This is a genomic window from Streptomyces sp. NPDC057137 (assembly GCF_042670825.1).
Classification (GTDB): Bacteria; Actinomycetota; Actinomycetes; order Streptomycetales; family Streptomycetaceae; genus Streptomyces.
The window spans coordinates 51987-68571 of record NZ_JBHUUW010000024.1; the positions used below are offsets into that span (position 1 = coordinate 51987).

Consider the following 16585-nt stretch of genomic DNA (forward strand, 5'->3'; position numbering starts at 1 on the left):
CGCTGCCTATCACGCATCGACATGTACAGAACAGCCACCACCCGGCCAGCTCCGCCGAACGACTACCCCACGTTCCACACCTTCGGCAGATCACCGCCGCAGAAGACGCACACGAAGTCGCCCTCTCGAACGATGCCGATCTCCCCACACCCCGGACAGCGCCGGAACACCACCTCGTACGTGTACCCGCCCGGGTGCGCGACCTCCGCCCGTTCGACCGCCGCCGCGACCGCAGGCCACGAACTGACGTCCGGGCAGTACCCCGTCGACTGGTTGCTCACCTCCGTGACCACCCAACGACCCGCCTCGCGGCCGAAGGTCATCTCCCCCGCGCCCAGAACCCGCGCGGTGCCCCCGCCGTCCCCCTCGTCCCCCTCGTCGCCGCCGCCCGCGCAGGCCACATGCTCGCTACGGCGCGGCGCCAGCCGCAGCCCACCGGCCAGGTCGACGACGAAGGTGAACGGCTCCAGCCGCTCCGGCGCCGGCTGTTCGGACAGCCAGTCGTCGAGGTCGTCCGCCGAACGGATCGCCCGGCCCTCGCGACCCGGCCGCCTCACCGCCGCCGCGAGATCCGCCGGCCCCACATACCGATAGCCCCGCCCCCGTCCGTCCACGCCCGTCAACCTACGTCGCCAGGTCACCCGGCAATCCACCCCTTTCTTTCCGCTCCCGCGTTCCGCCGTCGAACTGGCGCCCGTCACAGCCGGCCAACGGTGGGGCACCCGGCCGCAAGGCGCAGGTGTGCGCGAATTCCTGGAACTCGTACGAGGGAATCCCGTTCCACTTTCTGCCCAAGACCCGTCCCCAGATGATTTCGTGGCGAATTCTGGTCGTTGGTAGGAGCAGTGAAGCGGAAATGCTCCTGCTCGCTCGCGTCCGGATCCGGTGTGCCGCCACTGCGGGACGTGCAGGGGCACTTGCCGGACGGCGAGACCCCCACCTCAGTCCTTGGAGCCACCCTGTGCCTGTGCCCACCGACGCGATCACCAGCTCACGCACCCCCACCGCCGACGCCGCCCTCTCCTTCCCGACCCAGTCCACCGACGGAACGGCCGACGGGGCCGGGCAGCACGCGGAAATCGTCGAACACGATCTGACCTTCGGCGGGTTCCGCTACACCTGCCGCGTCGCCCGCCAGGGCCGGCTCGACACCGAGCCCATCGTGATCCTGGGCGGGTCTTCCCAGGACCGTCATTCGTGGCAACGGCACGAGAAGTGGCTCACCCCCCTCAGCTCGGTCATCACCATCGACCTCCCCGGCTACGGGACCGCCGACTTCCTGCCCGCGAAGTACGGCGTCGACTTCCTCGCCGCCGCCGTACGCCACGTCGTCCAGGAACTCCGCATCCCCCGCGTCAACCTGGTGGCCGCCTGCTACGGCGGAGCCATCGGCGTACGGTTCGCCCAGCACTATCCCCACCTCCTCGCACGGATGATGCTCGTCGGGATGACCACCGTCATTCCGGCCGACTACGCGGTGGCCATGGAGCGTTGGGACGGCATGATCCGACGCGGTGAGACGGAGCCCATCGCCCGTGAGCTCGCCGACCGCTTCATGTCGCCTCCCGGCACCGGGCACGTACGCAAGAAGGCCGCCGTCGCCCGCCTCGTCTACCAGCAGATCGCGGCGCAGAACCCCGAGCAGCTGCGCATGTCCGCGGAGCACAACTCCCGGCTGATGCGCCACGAGTGGTACCGCCCCGAACCGACCCCCGCCGTCCCCAGCCTGGTCGTCACCGGTGAGCACGACACCCTGACCACACCCGCCATGGGCCGCACGATGGCCGCGTGCCTGCCGGCGGCCCGGTTCATGACCATCGAGGAGACGGACCACCTCGCCCCGGTGGAACGCATCGCCGACTTCGCGGACCTGATGGCGCGCTTCTGTACCGACCGCCCGCTGGAAGCCCTGCCCTACGCCGCCGAGCCGGAGGTATTCGGCGCTCCCCTGCCGGCCTGACCCGTCCACGGTCCGGCGGCGCGACGTCCCGGCCGCTGCCCGGTCCGCTCCTCCCGCCCATCCCTCACCCCTCCTGTCCGCCGACGCCCGGCACGATCAGGCCCGATTCGTACGCCGCGACCACCGCCTGCGTGCGGTCGCGCAGGCCGAGTTTGTTGAGCACACGGCTGACGTGCGACTTCACCGTCTCCTCGCTGACGAACAGCCGGGCCGCGATCTCCGGGTTGGACAGGCCCTCGGCGATCAGCCGCAGCACCTCCGTCTCGCGCGGGGTGAGCGCGTCGAGCGACGCGGCAGGCGCGGCGGCCGGCTTTCGGCGCAGCCGGGCGAACTCGCCGATGAGGCGGCGGGTGATCGTCGGCGCGAGCAGCGCCTCCCCTGCGGCGACCACCCGCACTGCGTCGAACAGCCGCTCGGCCGCGACGTCCTTGAGCAGGAAGCCGCTGGCCCCCGCGCCAAGGGCGTCGTAGACATGCTCGTCCAGGTCGAAGGTGGTCAGGATGATGATGCGCGGACCGTCGCCGTCCTCCGCCGCCGCGCAGATCCGTTCGGTCGCCTCGATGCCGTCCATGACCGGCATTCTGACGTCCATGAGCACGACGTCGGGGCGCTGCTCGCGGCAGACCCGCACTCCCTCGGCGCCGTCGGACGCGGTGCCGGACACCGTGAAGTCGTCCTGTGTGGCGAGCAGTCCGGCGAAGCCGGCCCGCACCAGCTCGTGATCGTCCACGATGACGATGCGCGTGCTCATCGGACGGCCTCCGGCGCCGCGAGGGGCAGCCTCGCCTCCACCAGGAAGCCGCCACCGGGTGCCGGACCCGCGCGCAGCTCGCCGCCGACCGCGGCGACACGCTCACGCATGCCCAACAACCCGTGCCCCGGGGACCGCTCTCCAGATCCCGGCGGTGGTCCCGGGCCGTTGTCCCTGATCCGCACCTCAAGCACCTCCCGGTGGTAACGCAGTTCGACATCGACGGCCGCCCCCGGAGCGTGCCGGCGGGCATTGGTGAGGGCTTCCTGGACTATGCGGTACGTCGTGAGCTCGATGCCCGGGTCGAGCAGTGCCACCGGTCCGCTGACGATCAGCCGCGTGGCGGCGCCGGTCGCCTCACGCGCCTCGTCCAGCAGCTCGTTGAGCTGGGTGAGCCCCGGCTGTGGCCGACGGGTGACGGGCGGGGTGCCCGCGTCCTCACGGAGCACGCCGAGCAGCCGCCGCATCTCCGTCAGCGCGGCGCGAGCCGTGTCACCTATGTCCCGCAGCCGCTTGGCCCCGGCCTCGGGCATACCGGGCGTGGTCAGCCGGGCCGTCTCCGCCTGCACGGAGATCATCGAGATGTGGTGCGCGACGACGTCGTGCAATTCGCGTGCGATACGCGCCCGTTCACCCCGCGCCACATGCTCGTGGAGCGTGTCGGCGACGGCCCGCTCGCTCGCGTCACGCGCCACCTCCTCGGCGCGCGCACGACGGCCTGTGCCGTCCGCGACCGTCGCCGCCGCGAGCACGGCCGTCACCACCCCGTACACCCGTATCCCGTTGATCTGCGGGCCCGCGAGGGCCGTAGCGACATAGGGGAGCACCAGCAGCACGGCGAGGCGGCGGGAGCCGCGGCGGGCCAGCCAGTGCAGGGCGAGCAACTGCGCGACGAGCCCGCCGACGGTCAACAGGTGGAAACTCACGAGCGACACCACACCCGCGGCCGTGAGGCCGACGGTGGCGGCGGTCGCCAGCGGCGTGCGCAGCAGCCCGGCCGGAGTCGTGGTGCTGATCGCGAGCGTGAGCGCGAACGAGAGATCGGTGTCGATACTTCCCCCGCGCACCGCGGTCTCCCCGCACGCGAGCAGCGCGAGCCCCGCCCCGGTCGCCACCTGTCGGTCGGGCGACCCGGCGATCCTCTTCGCCACGCGCTTGATCTCTTGCCTCACGTCCACCATTCTCCCGGCGCCAGGGCTCGTTGGCGTCCCCCTGACCAGCCCTCTTCGCATCCCCCACGCGAGCGATACCGGCGGCGGTTCCTCCCCCGTGCCAGGGGTGCCGAAGTGCGCTCTGTCGCGTGACGACCCGGGGCACCCCCGCTCCCTAGCCTTTTGAGCATGCAGGCAACCATCGAAGTTCAGGAGCTGCGCAAGCAGTTCGGGCAGACCGTCGCGGTCGACGGTCTGTCCTTCACCGTGCGGCCGGGTCAGGTCACGGGATTCGTCGGACCCAACGGCGCGGGAAAGTCCACCACCATGCGTATGCTCCTGGGCCTCGACGCGCCGGATTCCGGGAAGGCGTTGATCGGCGGGCGGCGGTACGCGACGCTGCGCCGGCCCCTGACCGAGGTGGGGGCGCTGCTGGACGCGGCGGCCGTGCACCCGAGTCGGCGCGGCCGGGACCATCTGCTGTGGCTCGCGCACTCGCACGGATTCCCGGCCTCGCGCGTCGACGAGCTGCTGGAGCGCGTCGGCCTCGCGTCGGCGGGCCGGCGCCGGGCGGGGGGTTATTCGCTGGGCATGCGGCAGCGGCTGGGAATAGCGGCCGCGCTGCTCGGCGACCCACCGGTGCTGCTGCTGGACGAGCCGGTCAACGGCCTTGATCCGGAAGGGATCCGGTGGATCCGTGGCTTTCTGCGCGGGCTGGCGCGCGAGGGACGCGCGGTGCTGGTCTCCAGCCATCTGATGAGCGAGCTGGAGGACTCCGCCGATCATCTCGTCGTCGTCGGGCGGGGCCGGCTCATCGCGGACACCTCCGTCGCCGAGCTGCTGACGGCCGCTTCGGGCGACCGGGTCGCGTTGCGTACGTCCGCGCGTACGGAGGCGATGGGGCTGCTGGCCCGTGCGGGCGCGACGGTCGCGGCGGACGGGCCGCGGTCGCTCACCGTCACCGGCATGCCGGCGGAGCGGATCGTCGCGCTGCTGACGGCGGGCCAGGTGCCGTTCTCGGAGGTCGGCGCCCACCGGGCGACGCTTGAGGAGGCGTATATGGAACTGACGCGTGACGCGGCCGAGTTCCGCACGGTCGAGGCCGGCACGGACACGGCCGCGCCGAACGAGACGGAGGGGACCCGCTCATGACCACGCCCACCGTCACCCCCTACCGTTCCGAACTCCCCCCCGCGCGCGACGGGTTCCCGCAACTGCTGCACGCCGAGTGGACCAAGCTGCGCACCGTGCGCAGGTGGGGTTTCACCCTCCTCGCCGCCGTGGTCATCACGGTGCTGGTCTCGCTGCTCTCCGCCTTCAGCGGCGGCAGCGACGTCGGCGGCGACCGCCCCCCACCCCCGGTGGGACCGGACGGTGGTGTCGTCTCCGACGGTTTTCCCTTCGTCCACCGGCCGCTGACCGGCGACGGCAGCATCACCGCCCGGGTGTCCCCGCTCAGCGGCCGGGAAGGACGGGCGGCCGAGCCGTGGGCCAAGGCCGGAGTGGTGATCAAGGAGAGCACGAAACCGGGATCGCCCTACGCGGCCGCCATGATCACACCGGAGCACGGGGTCCGGCTCCAGTCCAACTTCACCCACGACACCGCGGGTGGCACCGTCTCCCGTGACCGGCCGCACTGGGTGCGACTGACCCGCTCGGGCGAGGAGTTCACCGCGTACGAGTCGGCCGACGGCTCGACGTGGACGAAGGTCGGCACGGCGCGGCTCGCCGGACTGCGGGAGACCGCCCAGGCGGGTCTCTTCGTGGCCACGCCCGGAGAGACCACGGTGCAGCGGCAGTTCGGCTCCACCTCGGTCGGAGGACGTCCCGCGCGGGTCACTGCGGCCTTCGACCACGTCTCGGTGGACGGCGGAAAGGGCACCTGGCGTCAGGACAACGTCGGTGCGGCCGTCGGCGGAAACGGAGACCCCAAGGGGACACCGGACAGTTCGACGGAGAAGTCCGGCACCTGGACACTGACGGGATCCGGCGACATCGCGCCCCACACGCCGGAGGTCGACATCACCCAGCAGTCCCTCACCGGGGCGCAGATAGGACTCATTCCGCTGGTGGCGCTGAGCGTGCTGTTCATCACCGCCGAATACCGGCGCGGCATGATCCTCACGACGCTTACGGCCAGTCCGCGCCGGGGCAGGGTGCTCGCCGCCAAGGCCGTCGTCCTGGCGGGAGCCGCCTTCGTGGCCGGACTTGTCGCCGCCGTGCTCTCGTTCCTGCTCAGCGAGCCCGAGTTGCGCGACCGGATGCCCAACCCCGTCTTCTATCCCGACGTGGCCCTCACCGACGGGCCCGTGCTGCGCGCCGTCGTCGGCACCGCCGTGCTGCTGGCCGCCGTCGCCGTGCTGGCCCTGGCCGTGGGCGCGCTCCTGCGGAACACGGCCGCGGCCGTCACGTTGATCGTGGTCGCGCTCGTCCTGCCGGTCGTCCTTCTCTCCGGACTGCCCATCGGCACCGCGCACTGGGTGATGAAGCTGACCCCCCTCGCCGGCTTCGCGGTGCAGCGGACGCTCCCGGAGTACGAGCACGTGGACACCGTCTGCCTGCCCGAGGAAGGCTGTTACCCGCAAGACCCGTGGGCAGGGCTCTCGGCGCTGTGCGCCTGGGCGGTCGTGCTTCTGGGACTGGCGGTCTGGCGGCTGCGCCGGAGGGACGCGTGATGGGGGCACTGCACGCGGAATGGACGAAACTGCGCACGGTCCCGAGCACTTGGTGGCTGCTGCTCGCCGTGGCCGCGCTGACGGTGGCGCTGGGGGCGGCGGCCACGGGGACGGTGTCGACGGACCAGTGTCCGTCGCCGGACGAGTGCCACGAGGACACCGTCAAGCTCAGCCTCACCGGCATCTGGCTCGGCCAGGCGGCGGTGGCCGCGTTCGGGGTGCTGGCGATGAGCAGTGAGTACGGGACCGGGACCATTCACGCCACGCTGACGGCGGTGCCGGGCCGGGCTCGTGTCCTCGCCGCCAAGGCGGCGGTCGTCACGGGTGCCGCACTGGCCGCGGGGACGGTCGCCGTCCTCGGTTCACTGTTCGCCGGCCGGCTCATCCTGCCCGGCAACGGCTTCAGTGCGGCGCCGCTCTCCCTCTCCGAGGAACCGGCCCTGCGTGCCGCCGTGGGCACGGTTCTCTACTTCGGCCTGATAGCTCTGCTCTCTCTGGGCGTGGCCGCGCTCGTACGGGACACGGCCGGGGCGATCACGACGGTGCTCGGACTGCTCTACGCACTGCCCGCCGTGGTCGAGTTGGTGGGCAACGAGGAGTGGCGGGAGCGGATACGGGAGTGGGCCCCCGCCTCGGCGGGGCTGGCCGTTCAGGCGACCAAGAACCTGGACAGCCTGCCCATCGGCCCCTGGTCGGGCCTCGCGGTCCTGGCCGGCTGGGCGGGAGCCGGGCTGCTGGCGGGGGCGGCGGTGTTCAAGCTGCGCGACGCGTGAGTCCGCTGCCGACGGCGGCCGGTGCCATCTGACGGGGATGGGCGCCAGTCCCTGCGCCAGTCGGTGCCATTGGGTGCCGCCGCGTGGCATCCGGCCGGGCGTCGGCGGCCGGGCAGCTGGTGGTTGGCGCTATTGGATGGGGCGCGTCAACTCATACCGAGAAGGGCCCCTCACCTGCGATGACACCGGGTGGCGATGAGCGGTTGAGCCAAGAGTGCAGCACGGTTGAGCCAGAGAGCCTTGCCATGACGCCATCATGATGCCACTATGGCGTTACGGCCGCATCGGCGTCCGGCACGACTGACCAGCCGTACACCCCGGAAGCGCGACCGCCCATCCACAGTTGATCGAACTGGTGTCCGATGCGATGCCCAGACCTCGATCCGGCATGCCCTTCTCCGCCATGCCCATCTCCAACGAAACGAGGACTCATGACCAACCAGCACTCCGCATCGGCGATCAGCGCCGTCGGACTCCGAAAATCATTCGGCGAGAAGGTTGTTCTTGGTGGTGTTGATCTGGAGGTGGTGGAGGGTTCGGTGTTTGCGTTGCTGGGTCCTAATGGTGCGGGGAAGACGACGGTGGTGCAGATTCTGTCGACGTTGATCGGTGCTGATGGTGGGGTGGTGCGGGTGGGGGGTCATGATCTGGGGCGTGAGCCGGAGGGTGTGCGGTCGGTGATCGGGGTGACGGGTCAGTTCTCGGCGGTGGACGGGTTGTTGAGCGGCCGGGAGAACCTGCGCCTGATGGCGGATCTGCGTCATCTGGGGCGTGCCGTGGGGCGTCGGCGGACGGAGGAGCTGCTGGAGCGGTTCGATCTGGCCGGGGCGGCGGACAAGGTGGTGTCGGCGTACTCGGGCGGGATGCGGCGGCGGCTGGATCTGGCGATGACGCTGGTCGGTGACCCCCGGGTGATCTTCCTCGACGAGCCGACGACGGGGCTCGATCCGAGGAGCCGGCGCACGATGTGGGAGATCATCCGCTCCCTGGTCGCGGACCAGGGGGTGACGATCTTCCTGACGACGCAGTATCTGGAGGAGGCCGACCAGCTCGCGGACCGGATCGCGGTGCTGGACCACGGGCGCCTCGTCGCCGAGGGCACACCCGGGGAGCTGAAACGCCTGGTCCCCGGCGGGCACGTCCAGTTGCGGTTCACCGACACCACCGCCTTCGAGACGGCGGTGGGGGTCCTGTCGCGGACCCTGGACGACCTCCCGCGTGACGAGGACGCACTGACCCTGCAGGTGCCCAGCGACGGACGCGTCCCCTCCCTGCGCGCCCTGCTCGAACTCCTTGACGCCGAATCCGTCGAGGCGAAGGAACTGACCGTCCACACCCCGGATCTGGACGATGTGTTCCTCGCCCTGACCGGACAGCCCCAGTCCACCCCCACCCGCCCTGTGACCGGGAAGGCTGTGACCCGATGAGTTCTCTCAACCACACGCTGACGGACTCGGCGACGATGCTGCGGCGCAATCTGCGGCACATGCTGCGCTATCCGTCGATGACGGTGCTGCTGGCGGGGATGCCGGTGGTGTTCCTGCTGCTGTTCGTCTACGTCTTCGGCGGCGCCATCGGCAACGGACTCGGCCCCACCAGCGGGGCGGGCGGTGGGGCGGGGGGTGGTCGTGGTGAGTACATCGTCTACGTGATGCCCGGGATCCTGCTCATGACCGTCGCCGCCGTCGCCCAGGGCACCGCGGTCTCCGTCGCGATGGACATGACCGAGGGGATCATCTCCCGCTTCCGCACCATGTCCATCTCCCGTGCCTCTGTACTGACGGGGCACGTCGTCGGGAGTCTCGTCCAGACCGTGATCGCGATGGTGATCGTGGTGGCCGTGGCGCTTGTCATCGGGTTCCGCAGCGACGCGACCCCGGTGGAATGGCTTGCGGCGCTGGGGATCCTGGGGATGATCGCCTTCGCGGTCATCTGGCTGTCGGTCGCTCTCGGCCTGGTCAGCAAGACCGTCGAAGGCGCCAGCAACCTGCCGATGCCCCTGACGCTGCTGCCGTTCCTCGGCAGCGGGTTCGTCCCCACCGACTCCATGCCCACCGGGCTCCGCTGGTTCGCCGAGTACCAGCCCTTCACCCCCGTCATGGAAACCCTCCGCGGACTCCTCACCGGAACACCCATCGGCAACAACGCCGCCCTCACCGCCGCCTGGAGCACAACCATCGCCCTCCTCGCCTACCTCTGGGCCCGAAAGCTCTACAACCGCGACCCCGGCCAGAGCTGAGACCACCGAGCGAGTCCGCTCAACTTCCTTGGAGATGTTGGCCATCAGGGGGAGAGTCGGACGCCACGCCGCCATACCGCGACGATCTCGCGGGTGGCGGCGATGCTCGCAGCCGGCCGCCGCTGCGACGACTTCTGGCCCCTGACCGGTCCGCCGGTATAGTACGAAGATCGTGCAACTTGGATAAATGGGGGACTCACATGGCGCTGTTCGGCAACGCACACACCATCAATCCGGCCACCGCTCAGCAGGACTACGCGCGCCTGCTGGGGCAGGGCGAACAGGTGCACGCTGCGTACCAGTTGATCCGCGACAGCATCCTCTTCACCGACCGGCGGCTGATCCTCGTCGACAAGCAGGGGATAACCGGCAAGAAGACCGAGTACCACTCCATCCCGTACCGGAGCATCACGCACTTCGCCGTGGAGACGGCCGGCACGTTCGATCTCGACGCCGAGCTGAAGATCTGGCTCTCCGGCGCCTCGGTGCCGATCCAGAAGACCTTCACCAAGGGCGTCGACATCTACGAAGTGCAGGCCATCCTCACGCAGTTCGCGGCACGGTAGGTAAGTAGGCGGGTAGGTCAGGGCGCGGGGCGTGGCTCCTTCGGGGTGATCAGCAGCGTGACCGTACGGTTGCGAGGCGCGTTCGCGTCCGTCGCGGGGAAGGGGCCCCGCCGCTGGTCCGCGCTGACCAGCCGGAAGTCCGTCAGCCGCAGGTCGCTGTCCTGCGCCAGATACTGGGCAGCGACCCGGGCGCGGTTCAGCGCGACGACCGATCCGCCGCTCGGGGCCCCGCCGGGCACGGCGACGGAGTGACCCACCACCGTGGTCTCCACCCCCGTACCCGCCTCGGACTCCAGGTCGGCCAGCCTGCGGCCGATCTCCGTCAGCGCCTCGGCGCCCTCCGGGCTGATCACGGAGTCGTACGGGAACACCCCGGTACTGAACACCAGTTGGACGTCCTCGGCATGGCGCCGGATCTCCACGCCCGGCATCGCCAGCCGCTTCGCGACCTCGTCGAGCGTGCTGTCGCGCTGCTCGGCGTCGGCCGTGAAGCCGTCCTCGATCGCCGCCAGCCGCGCCTTGAGTTCGTCCGCACGACGCGACTCCACCCTCAGCCGCTCCGATCCGGTGTCCGACTCGGCCACCGACTTCGAGGCCCGGCCGCCATCGCCGCCCTCGCCGCCCTCACCGTCGTCGGCGTTCGCGAAGAGCCAGCCGCCACCGCCGATCAGCGCGGCCCCCACCAGCGCGGCGGCGATCACCGCGACCCGGCCGGTGTGGACGACGGGGCGGGCGTGCCGACGTCCGGCGGCGATCTTCGCGAGCGTACGGCGGCCGGCCGCCGCGTCCGGGTCGTCGGGCGCGAGCGCCTCCACCCGGGACCAGCACGCGTCCGCCTCGGCCAACTCACCTCGCTGGGCATGCACCTTGGCGCGCAGATTGAGCGCGGCCAGCACCGTTGCCCGGTCAGCACCGGATTCCGTGTCGGCCTTCTCAAGGCTGACCCGCCCCGCGTCCGGCCAGTCCAACTCGCCCAGCTCGTCCAGCAGTCGCGCCGCCAGGGCAAGATCCCCCGCCCGTGCCGCCGAGTGTGCCCGGTTCACGGCCAGTTGGAGGCTCAGGGCCCGCGCGTCCACCGAGTCGTCAGTCACCTCGGTCACCTCACTCACCTCGCCCACGCCGCTCATGACCTGCCCAGCCAGACGACCTTCTCCTGCTCATCCTTCGGAAGCAGCCGGTACAGGCGCTGGTTCACCGCGTCCAGTCCCTGCCGGTCGTTCGCCGCGATGGCGCGCTGCCCCTCCTGGATGAGCGGCCCCGCCTGCCCGGACGACCGGAGCATCTCCTGGAGCGTGTAGAACAGCTTCACCGACCAGTCGGGGCTCCGCCGCTCAAGTTCGAACAGCAGCGTCCCCGTCCGGTCGATGAGCCCTCGCACGGCGACCGAGTCCTGCGCGTTGATCGCCTCGTCGGCCCGGCTCCGGATCGCGGCGAGTTCCTGCCGGTCGGCCGTGTCGCCGTGCTGGCGCACGAGTTCGTCGGCCTCGGCGAGCGAGGCCCGCAGGTCCCGTACGAGACCGGGCAGCCCCACCGCGTCCGCGATGTCGTCCAACTCGGCCTGGAGATCGCGCAGTCGCTCCTCCGCCGTGGCCGCCGCGCCGTTGTCCACGGCCGCCGCCTCCACCTGGTCGCGGGCGGTGCTGACGGACCGCTCCTCGTCCAGCTTGGCCAGCCGACGCTCGGCGTCCGCCGAGCCCGCGTCCGCCACGAATCCGCGCAGCGCCGCCAGCCGTCCCTCCGCCTCGTCCAGGTCGTCCCGCAGCACCTCGGGATCCTTGGTCCGGATGTTGTCGAGGTCGATCTCGGCCTCGAACTGCGCCTGCACCAGCGGCACATCGGCGATCACCGTCACCATGCTGGACCTGTCGACCTCGACCGTCACCTCGACCTCGCTGCCCGCCGGCAGGTCGATCCGGATGTCACGCGGCCGGATCTCCAGCATTCCCACCGTACGGTTGCGGTCGGCCCGGCTGCGTTCGCCGTGGATGACCGGGATGCGGATCGTCGCGTCGGCGTCGGAGCGGTGCAGGGCCGCCGACGTACGGAACACCTCACGCACCGAGGTCGGCAGGGTGGCGCCCTTGCGCAGCATGGGCGCGAAGACCTGCTCGGCGAGCTGGATGCCGAGCGAGTTCGCGAGCCGTACGCCGCCGAACTCCAGGTCCCGGTGGGTGATCGACAGGGTGTTGGAGGTGAGTTCGCACCGTGCGCCCGACGGGTCGGTCAGCTCGACGAAGAACTTCGAGGTGGTGTGCGGGTCGACGGCGACGTCGGTGACGAAGACACCCTCCGCGTTCACCGAGATGGCGGCGGTGCGGAACGGCGGCTGGCCCTGCGGGTTGTTCAACGTGACCGTGTACCCGGTCCAGTTCACCGGCGCCCCGGACGCCGCCCCGGAATCCGCGCCCGCACCTGCCCCCGACTCCGACGAGCCACGCAGACGACCGCCGACCGTGGGCTGGAGGGTGGTGACACTGGGCTCGTACGACAGCTCGACGGCGAACTGCCCGGCCGGGACCGGCGCCGACTTCGACTGCGGGATCCGGACCGTGCTGGCGAAGATCGCCGCGCCACGGGCGACGACCGTGGTCGGGTCGAGGCTGACGTCCAGTTCGATCCCGAGGCCGTGGCGCGGGTCGGCCAGCCGTTCGCGCAGGCCGGGCGAGAGCGTGACGCCCCCGACGAGCAGCAGACGGTCGATGTCGTCCGGACCGAGAGCCGCTTCTGCGAGCGCGTCGCGGCACAGGTTGATCGCCCGGACGTAGAACGGTTCGGCGACCGAGTCGAGTTCACCGCGGGTCAGCGTGTGCTCGAAGGTGACCGGGTTGCCGTCACCGTCGTTGAGGTCGACCAGCAGCTCGACCTGGTTGCGCCGCGAGAGGTGGATCTTCGCGTCCTCGGCCGCGCGCTTCAGCTTCGCGAAGTTCGCACGCCACTTCGGGTTGTCCCTGCGCATGTCCGCCAGCCCGAGCTGCGAAACGGCTGCGGGCACCAGCAGCCGCTCGATCAGCGCCCAGTCGATCAGCTTGCCGCCGAGGTACGGGTCCCCCGCGTGGTTGAGCACCCGCAGGTCGCCGTCGCGCTTGCTGACCAGCGCGGCGTCGAAGGTGCCGCCGCCGAAGTCGAACACCATCCAGTACGCGCGGTCGGTGGCGTCCTGGAAGCCGTACGCGAACGCCGCCGCCGTCGGCTCCTGCACCAGCGGGCAGGCGGCGGTGAAGCCGGCGAGCTTCGCGGCCTCGATGGTGGCCTTGTTCTGATTCAGCGCGAAGGCCGCAGGGACGGTGATCACCGCCGATTCGGGCGCGGAGCCGCAGTGGTGTGTGGCGTCCGCGCGGAGCGACTTGAGCACTTCGGCGGAGAGCTGCGGCGGGGTGAAAGAGACCCCGGCGGTCTCGAAGACCTTCCGCGAGTCGGCCAGACCCATCTCCAGCTTGAACTCGGCGGTGGCGTTGGCCGGGTCCTTCTCCACCCAGTCGCGCGCCGCGCGGCCGACGTGGACCCGGCCCTCCTTGGGCATCCAGACCGCCGAGGGTGTGATGTCCCAGCCGTCGTTGTTCTTGATGACGGACACACCGCCGCCCTCGACGACGGCGATGGCGCTGTTGGTCGTACCCAGGTCGATACCGAAGTCGACGGTGTCACGCATGATCGGTCCTCTCGTGGTCCGAGCTGGACGGTGCTTCTGAGACAGGGGAAGAGGAAGAGACAGGGGAGGAGGCAGGGGCAGCCACGGGGACGGAGTCCTCGGGCTCGGACGGTGCAGGCTCAAACGGTGCAGACTCAGACGGGGCAGGCTCAGACGCCTTGGGCGGACAGCCCACGATCACCTGACCCATCTGGATACGACGGCCGTGCAGATAGATCGTCGGCCGGATGGTCTCCCGTACGGTGTCGGCCGTCAGCGACGGATCGTCCTCGAAGGCCAGCGCCTCCAGCGACCGACCGGCGTGGAACGCGTCGCCCTCGTGTTCCTGTACCAGCAGCCCGGCGTCGTCCAGCGCCTCGCGGCACGAACGCAGATAGCGGCCGGTCTGCCGGGAGCGCGTGGACGCCTCCTCACCCTGGCGGGAGAGCCTGCGCTGGGCACGCCACAGATTCGTCGCGGCATCGGCGAGCGCCTTCTCGTCCAACGGCTCATCGGGAGGCGCCTGTTGGGCGGCCGGTCGGGGATCATCGCCGACGCCCGACTCCGTCGACACCACGGACGCCGACGCCGCCATCGCCGTCACCCCCGCGAGCAGCCGCTCCAGTTCCTCGCGCGACGGCTCGTCCCACGGCAGCGGCGCGATCCGGAACGCGCGGTGGTGCCGCCGCTGTCGCAGGTCCGCCCGCAGCCGGGACAGCCGCCCGCTCACATCATCACCCCCCGGCGCCACAGCGTGAGCTTGGACAGATGCAGGTCGCGCAGGTACGGCGACAAGTTGACGGCCTCCTCCATGAGGTCGGCGGCGCGGTCGAGTTCCCCCGGCGAGCGGGCCAGTGCGAGTGCTTCTTCGGCCAGCCGCCGTGCGCGTTGCGTGGGCGGCCTGTTGGGACGTTTGGTTACGGACTTGGGCTCCCCGCCCGCGCGCGAAGTCCCGGACGCGGAGGAACCGGCAGAGCCGTCGGAATCGGAATCGGAATCGGAATCGGAATCGGAGTTGGAGTTGGAGTTGGAGTGGCCGGAGGCGTCGGCGGATCCGACGGACCTGCCCGCCGCATCGGCCGCCACGGCCGCCACCGCCTCCGCGCGTTCGCGCAGCGCGTCCCCGAGGATCTGGGCCGTGGCCGGCCGGTTCTGCGGGTCGAGTTCGAGCATGGCGAGCACGATGCGGTCCAGGTCCGCGTCGACCTCGTCGTTGTAGCTGCTCGGCGGCAGCAGCGACCGGTTGAACCGGCCGAAGGAGAACGACGAGAACTCCTCCCCGCCCTGATGGAACGGAAAGCGGTTCGTCAGCAGCAGATACGCGATCACACCGACCGACCACACGTCGCTGGCGCACGAGTAGCCCTGGTTGCGCATCACTTCGGGCGCCATGAAGGCGTACGTCCCCTGGGCGCTGGCCAGATGCGTGAACGGATCGGCGCGCTTCGCCAGCCCGAAGTCGCTCACCCGCACCCGCATGCCCGTCCCGTCGTAGCCGACAAGGACATTGGCCATGGTCACATCCCGGTGCACGATCGGCGGATCCTGGTCGTGCGCGACGGCGAGACCGCTCGCGATCTGCGTGATCACCTCGGCGACCAGGTCCCTGGGCACCATCGACTTGTGCGCGGCGGCCAGTCGTTCGAGGCTGCCGCCCGCGACGTACTCCATCGTGAAGAAGCCCCGCACACCCTCGGGAGTACGCACGGTGTTCGCGTCGAAGACCCGGACGATGTTCGGGTGCCCGAGCGTCGACAGCAGCCGGGCCTCGTCCAGCATCCGTACCGTCTCCTCCTTGGAGGCGACCCGTTTGAACAGCTTCATCGCCTGCCAGCCGAGATACTCGTGGCGCACCCGGTGGACCTCGGCGAACGCGCCCTCACCCAGCGAGCGGTCGATCACGAGGGTGTCGCTGACCCGGTCACCACTGACGAGCAGTGTCATCCCCGTCACGCCCCCTGTTTCCCCGTAGGCCTTGCTGTCCCCGTACTGCCCCCGCCCGCAAGGACGTTGAGGCGGTACCCGATCCCCGTCACCGTCTCCAGGATCTTCGGATTCGACGGATCCGCCTCCACACAGCGCCGTACGGCCCGTACGACCCCCGCGATGTCCGCCCTGCTGTACGAGCGGTGCGGCGCCCACTCCTCGTGCGCGCCCCACAACGCCGTGATCAGCTCGGCGTGTTCACACGCGACGGCCGCGCCGCTCGTGCTGCGCCCTGCCATGTAGCGCAGCAACTGATGCCCCTGCGGCCGCAGTCCGGTGATCAGCGTCTCCTCGCCGTCCACGTTGCGGTACGCCCTGGCGGCCACCCAGTCGTACCGCAGGCACGGGCCGGTGTGGCGTACGTCGGACGGCGAACCGAACGGCGCCGGCCGGGTGGTGTGCGGGTCCAGGAAGGTCAACTCCCAGTACACCGGCTCCCCTTCGGGGTCCATGTCGCCGAGGATCAGCACGGTGTCCCCGTGCTGTATGCGCTTGCGCGCCTGGAGACGTTCGATGGCGTCGCCATGTCTCAGCAGCGTCCCGTTGACGCTCGCGTTGTCCGTCACCGACCACATGCCGTCGGCGAAGTCGAGCGTGCAGTGCAGCCGGCCGACCCAGCGCTGCGGATCCGGTCCGAGACCCACGTCGGGAGCCCGCTCGGGCACGGCGCGCCCGACGGTGACCGACACGCCGCTCAGCTCGAAGACGCTCTGCCCGCCCTCCGGCGAACTGACGCGCAGAGCCGCCCCCTTGACCCCCACCACCCGTTTCTCCTCCGTGGTCATCATCGGCAGTCGCCCGTCCGGCAGCCGGCCCTCGACCGGTCGCCCATCCGGCAGCCGGCCCTCGGCCGGTC

At 70.6% G+C, this 16585-nt stretch carries 15 protein-coding genes; 7 read left to right on the forward strand and 8 right to left on the reverse strand.

From position 1 onward, the window contains the following. Window positions 1-62 precede the first annotated feature (62 nt). A complete protein-coding gene (locus tag ACFT9I_RS20375; protein WP_382566070.1) occupies window positions 63-614 on the reverse strand; it encodes a hypothetical protein in 552 nt (183 codons plus the stop codon). Window positions 615-967: 353 nt separating this feature from the next. Here ACFT9I_RS20375 and ACFT9I_RS20380 point away from each other — a divergent pair, with 353 nt between their 5' ends. Then, window positions 968-1960, forward strand: a complete 993-nt coding sequence (locus tag ACFT9I_RS20380) for an alpha/beta fold hydrolase (RefSeq protein WP_382566071.1) — start codon at window positions 968-970, stop codon at window positions 1958-1960. A 64-nt stretch (window positions 1961-2024) separates the two neighbouring features. On the opposite strand, the gene ACFT9I_RS20385 is transcribed toward ACFT9I_RS20380, so the two are convergent. Continuing rightward, window positions 2025-2711, reverse strand: coding sequence for a response regulator (locus ACFT9I_RS20385; RefSeq protein WP_382566073.1), 687 nt, complete (start codon window positions 2709-2711; stop codon window positions 2025-2027). After that, window positions 2708-3883, reverse strand: a complete 1176-nt coding sequence (locus ACFT9I_RS20390) for a sensor histidine kinase (protein ID WP_382566075.1) — start codon at window positions 3881-3883, stop codon at window positions 2708-2710. The genes ACFT9I_RS20385 and ACFT9I_RS20390 overlap by 4 nt, the downstream gene beginning before the upstream one ends. Before the next feature lie 168 nt (window positions 3884-4051). Between ACFT9I_RS20390 and ACFT9I_RS20395 the strand changes: the two genes are divergently transcribed. The 6 genes from ACFT9I_RS20395 to ACFT9I_RS20420 all read left to right on the forward strand — a co-directional run bounded on the left by ACFT9I_RS20395 (window position 4052) and on the right by ACFT9I_RS20420 (window position 10115). Continuing rightward, window positions 4052-5014 (forward strand): ABC transporter ATP-binding protein, encoded by a 963-nt coding sequence (locus ACFT9I_RS20395; protein ID WP_382566076.1) that lies wholly within the window; start codon window positions 4052-4054, stop codon window positions 5012-5014. Next, window positions 5011-6537 (forward strand): ABC transporter permease subunit, encoded by a 1527-nt coding sequence (locus ACFT9I_RS20400; RefSeq protein ID WP_382566078.1) that lies wholly within the window; start codon window positions 5011-5013, stop codon window positions 6535-6537. Before ACFT9I_RS20395 ends, ACFT9I_RS20400 begins: the two co-directional genes overlap by 4 nt. Continuing rightward, the gene (locus tag ACFT9I_RS20405) at window positions 6537-7310 is read left to right on the forward strand and encodes an ABC transporter permease (RefSeq protein ID WP_382566080.1); all 774 of its coding nucleotides are present in this window, start codon (window positions 6537-6539) and stop codon (window positions 7308-7310) included. Before ACFT9I_RS20400 ends, ACFT9I_RS20405 begins: the two co-directional genes overlap by 1 nt. Before the next feature lie 431 nt (window positions 7311-7741). Beyond that, window positions 7742-8737 carry an ATP-binding cassette domain-containing protein gene (locus ACFT9I_RS20410; RefSeq protein ID WP_382566081.1) on the forward strand — a complete coding sequence of 332 codons (996 nt, stop codon included), beginning with the start codon at window positions 7742-7744 and terminating at the stop codon, window positions 8735-8737. Further along, window positions 8734-9549: an ABC transporter permease gene (locus ACFT9I_RS20415; RefSeq protein ID WP_382566083.1), complete on the forward strand. Its 816-nt coding sequence runs from the start codon at window positions 8734-8736 to the stop codon at window positions 9547-9549. The genes ACFT9I_RS20410 and ACFT9I_RS20415 overlap by 4 nt, the downstream gene beginning before the upstream one ends. 200 nt (window positions 9550-9749) lie before the next feature. Next, on the forward strand, window positions 9750-10115 hold the full coding sequence (locus ACFT9I_RS20420; RefSeq protein WP_363244683.1) for a PH domain-containing protein: 366 nt from the start codon (window positions 9750-9752) through the stop codon (window positions 10113-10115). A gap of 17 nt (window positions 10116-10132) precedes the next feature. Here ACFT9I_RS20420 and ACFT9I_RS20425 read toward each other — a convergent pair whose 3' ends face one another. Genes ACFT9I_RS20425 through ACFT9I_RS20445 form a run of 5 tightly spaced genes read right to left on the reverse strand, consistent with a single transcriptional unit; the run spans window position 10133 to window position 16517 of the window. Continuing rightward, a complete protein-coding gene (locus tag ACFT9I_RS20425; protein ID WP_382566085.1) occupies window positions 10133-11215 on the reverse strand; it encodes a hypothetical protein in 1083 nt (360 codons plus the stop codon). 23 nt (window positions 11216-11238) lie between these two features. Then, window positions 11239-13764, reverse strand: coding sequence for an Hsp70 family protein (locus ACFT9I_RS20430; RefSeq protein ID WP_382566086.1), 2526 nt, complete (start codon window positions 13762-13764; stop codon window positions 11239-11241). Then, complete coding sequence (locus ACFT9I_RS20435) at window positions 13757-14473, reverse strand: hypothetical protein (RefSeq protein WP_382566088.1); 717 nt, start codon at window positions 14471-14473, stop codon at window positions 13757-13759. The genes ACFT9I_RS20430 and ACFT9I_RS20435 overlap by 8 nt, the downstream gene beginning before the upstream one ends. Further along, window positions 14470-15687 (reverse strand): serine/threonine-protein kinase, encoded by a 1218-nt coding sequence (locus ACFT9I_RS20440; RefSeq protein WP_382566148.1) that lies wholly within the window; start codon window positions 15685-15687, stop codon window positions 14470-14472. The genes ACFT9I_RS20435 and ACFT9I_RS20440 overlap by 4 nt, the downstream gene beginning before the upstream one ends. A gap of 5 nt (window positions 15688-15692) precedes the next feature. Continuing rightward, window positions 15693-16517: an FHA domain-containing protein gene (locus tag ACFT9I_RS20445; RefSeq protein ID WP_382566090.1), complete on the reverse strand. Its 825-nt coding sequence runs from the start codon at window positions 16515-16517 to the stop codon at window positions 15693-15695. Window positions 16518-16585 lie beyond the last annotated feature (68 nt).